Source organism: Sphingomonas sp., from assembly GCF_964263785.1.
Lineage (GTDB): Bacteria > Pseudomonadota > Alphaproteobacteria > Sphingomonadales > Sphingomonadaceae > Sphingomonas.
Map to the genome: position 1 here is coordinate 1 of NZ_CAXVWL010000056.1, position 3360 is coordinate 3360.

5 protein-coding genes are annotated in these 3360 nt (G+C 66.5%); 1 reads left to right on the plus strand and 4 read right to left on the minus strand.

Annotation, left to right across the window (positions count from 1 at the left end; all coding sequences use genetic code 11):
* A partial coding sequence (locus ACE5C1_RS08005) for an SDR family oxidoreductase (protein ID WP_374943541.1) occupies nt 1–430 on the plus strand: 430 nt, incomplete at its 5' end.
* Between the two features lie 240 nt (nt 431–670).
* Here ACE5C1_RS08005 and ACE5C1_RS08010 read toward each other — a convergent pair.
* From ACE5C1_RS08010 to ACE5C1_RS08025, 4 genes are all read right to left on the minus strand, one after another.
* Nucleotides 671–1057 carry a hypothetical protein gene (locus ACE5C1_RS08010; RefSeq protein ID WP_374943542.1) on the minus strand — a complete coding sequence of 129 codons (387 nt, stop codon included), beginning with the start codon at nt 1055–1057 and terminating at the stop codon, nt 671–673.
* Entirely contained in the window at nt 1030–1665 is a 636-nt protein-coding gene (locus ACE5C1_RS08015) for a peptidylprolyl isomerase (RefSeq protein WP_374943543.1), read from the minus strand. Before ACE5C1_RS08015 ends, ACE5C1_RS08010 begins: the two co-directional genes overlap by 28 nt.
* Before the next feature lie 238 nt (nt 1666–1903).
* Nucleotides 1904–2491, minus strand: a complete 588-nt coding sequence (locus ACE5C1_RS08020) for a hypothetical protein (protein ID WP_374943544.1) — start codon at nt 2489–2491, stop codon at nt 1904–1906.
* A gap of 124 nt (nt 2492–2615) precedes the next feature.
* Nucleotides 2616–3360: phosphate acyltransferase (locus tag ACE5C1_RS08025; protein ID WP_374943545.1), on the minus strand; the 745-nt coding region annotated here is incomplete at its 5' end.

Genomic DNA, 3360 nt, shown 5'->3' on the forward strand with positions numbered 1-3360 from the left:
CTTCTTCCTGACCCAGGCGCTGCACGGGCTGCTGAAGGCGGCGGGTTCGCCCGAGCGGCCGGCCAAGGTCATCAACATCACCTCGATCGACGGCCAGCGGCTCAACCCGTGGGAGACGTACAGCTATCACGCGTCGAAGGCGGGGCTGATCTACCTGACCAAGCGGATGGCGGCGCGGCTGGTGCGCGACGGCATCAACGTCACCTCGATCGCGCCGGGCGCCTTCCCCAGCGACATGAACAAGGCCGCGCGCGACCACGGCGACGCGATCGCCGCCGGCATCCCCGCCAAGCGCATCGGCGTCGACGAGGACATGGCGGGCGCCGCCATCTACCTCGCCAGCCGCGCCGGCGATTACGTGATCGGCGAGACGATCACCGTCGACGGCGGGCTGGTCCACGCGGCACTGGGGTCCAGCATCGACGCGTGACCGGGCGTGAAACCGCCGTTCCCCAAGGTGGGCGGCGGCGCGGGTGCGGAACCGGACACTACACCCCGCATTCCGCCTCCGGTTCCACCGCCGTCGCCGCCGCTGCGGAGCGAAGGGCGGCGACGGGGCTGGGACGATCATGCCGTATCCTATACAGGATCATGCTGTTGTAGGACAGCGGCCGGTTTGCGGTGAAATGCGCCCATGAGCAGACAGGCGGCTTACGCCCATAATTGGACATTAGCGTATGACCAGACTCAACGCCGCTGGCAACGCAACGACAGCCACCGCCGCCTTGTGCTTCCAAGTGGGTGCACCTGACTTCCGGAAGGCTCGGGCGAGCGCGAAAGCGAACCCGGCGAAAAATAGGCTACCAGCGAAGATCAAATTGTCATTTTCGCTTGTGCCGAGTGTGCGATAGACCACGGCAGCGGCAAGAAACTGGAGCCCGCTGAGAACCAGCAAGCCCACGATAACGATGCGCGTCGTGCGTTCCCATGCGACCACCGGCGTGTAGCTGTCGTTCTGCCGCATCGCGACCTCCGACTGCGATGTATAAGCCTCGACCTGAGCATGCGCTATCCACCAATACTTGCGGCCTACCCCCGCCGCGGCATCATCAGCCACACTTTGGGCAGCCCCGTCGGCTTCGGCGTCCCATCCAGCCGGACCGCGCGACGGATCAGAACGGGGCGCAGGATCATCTGGCCCTTCATCGCGTCGAAGCCGCCGCCCGACGGGAGCGCCAGGATGCGCTTGACCACGTCCATGCCGCCGATGACGCGGCCGAAGGCGGCGTAGCCCTTGTAGTCGGGGCGGGCGTTCATCTGCGGGGTGGGGCCGACGGTCAGAACGAAGTTGCCGCCCGCGGACGCCGGGTCGTCGCCGCGCGCCATCGAGATCGTGGCGTCGAGGTGGCGGATACCGGTCTTGCTCGTCGGCTCGAACGGGAAGGACGGCAGGATGCGCTTGGCGTCCTGGCGGATGCCGGCCTGGACGAAGCCCCGGCGCGGATCGGCCTTGCCGCGGGCGGCGCGGTAGAAGGTGATGCCGTCGAAACGGCCGTCGTCGACGTATTTCAGGAAATTGGCGGTGGTCGCGGGCGCGCGGCGAGCGTCGAGCGCGAGAAGGATGGGCCCGCCCGAGGTGTCGAGGCGAACGCGGACGATGCCGGGACGTGGGTCGATCGCAGGACGGGCCAGCGCGACCGACGCGGCGGCCAGTAGAAGGATCATCACAAAATAACGGCACACTGGATTTCTTCTTCCCGTTGATCCCGAACCTGTCAAAGGGCGGATCTCCACAACGTCGCCCGCAACGTGCGTTTCGACCGGTTTGGCACATGCGAGGTGACGGGTAAGCGGGCGCTTCGGTCTTGCTCGAAATGAACGGTTCGAGTGGAACCGCCAGTGCCTTGCCGTGCGAAAACGCGGATGCCGCCGCCGCCGAAGCAAATTGTGCGGTCGGCGGCGCTCAACTCGCGCGACGGTCGGCCTCGATCGACAGTGTGAAATCGGTGAAGCACCCGCGCGCGTCGTAACGTCCACCGACCAGCGCGTGCCCCCGCTGATACGAAACTCGGGGTGGGACGACTATGTCACTGGAGAACTCGATCACGTGCGAGCGTCGCCAACCCTGGCGTCTCGCACGGCGTTCCAGGCGATCGACATTGAGCGGGCATGGCTTCGTCGCCAACACTTGCGGCGGCCCGAGGACGTCGAGGTCGAACCGGATCTCCCCGCGGATATGCGGGTCGATCAGCATGGGTCGCGCACCACCCCGGAAGCGCGGACGCCGCGCGGCGTCGGTCGGGAAAAAGGATTCTCGAAACATGAACTGGACATGCCAGCTATCATCCGGCCCTATCAGTTGCACAGAGTAAGATACACTGCGCGCCGCATCAAATGCCGTCGCGATCTCCGGAACGCCGAACTGCCGCTCCACCATGGCGATCGTCGGCTTGGACGGAGCTAGCGCAAGCATCGCCAGCATCCGATCGCCCAGCGACACCGCATCATAGTCGCAGCGCAGGATCAGCGTCGGACGCAATTTTTCGCTCATCGACGGTTCTTCTCGGACGACCACGCAACGCGTGGACCGCGCACGTTGCACCGACGACACCGCTGGCGTCGCCACCCCGGCGAGAAACGCAGCTAGCAGCATCGCACCGCTTCGCGCCCGGTCATCAGCGCGCGATGCCGCCGGCGGCGAGCACCGCCAGCGTCACCAACTCGCTGGCGGTCGACGTCATCGGCGCGATCTGCACCGGCTTCTCCATGCCGATCAGCATCGGGCCGATCATGTCGTCGCCGCCCAGCTCGCGCAGCAGCTTGGCGGAAATGTTGGCCGATTGCAGCCCCGGCATGATCAGCACGTTGGCCGGCCCCGACAGCCGCGCGAAGGGAAAGTTCGCCATCTGCCGGGGGTTGAGCGCCACATCGGGTGCCATCTCGCCCTCGTACTCGAAGCCGACTTGGCGATCGTCGAGCGCCTTCACGCCGTCGCGAATGTTGTCGAGCCAGTGGCCGTCGGGGTTCCCGAAGGTCGAGTAGCTGAGGAACGCCACGCGCGGCTCGTGTCCCATCCGCCTGGCGACCTGCGCGGTCTGCTCGGCGATGTCGGCCAGCTCCTCGCCCGACGGGCGTTCGTTGATCGTCGTGTCGGCCATGAAGACGGTGTGGCTCTGGCCGACCAGCACGTGGATGCCGAAGGGCACGCGGCCGGCCGCCGGATCGATCACCCGGCGCACGTCGCGGAAGGTCTGCGCGTAGGTACGGGTGATGCCGGTGATCATCGCGTCCGCCTCGCCCAGTTGGAGCATGACAGCACCGAAGGTGTTGCGATCCTGGTTGATCATCCGCTCCGCATCGCGGCGCAGATAGCCGCGCCGCTGCAGCCGCCCGTAGAGGAAGTCGACCATGCGCGGCACG

Excerpts from the sequence above, each read along its gene's own strand:
- ACE5C1_RS08015 (WP_374943543.1), bottom strand. The coding sequence starts at position 1,665 with ATGATCCTTCTACTGGCCGCCGCGTCGGTCGCGCTGGCCCGTCCTGCG.
- ACE5C1_RS08020 (WP_374943544.1), bottom strand. The coding sequence starts at position 2,491 with ATGAGCGAAAAATTGCGTCCGACGCTGATCCTGCGCTGCGACTATGAT.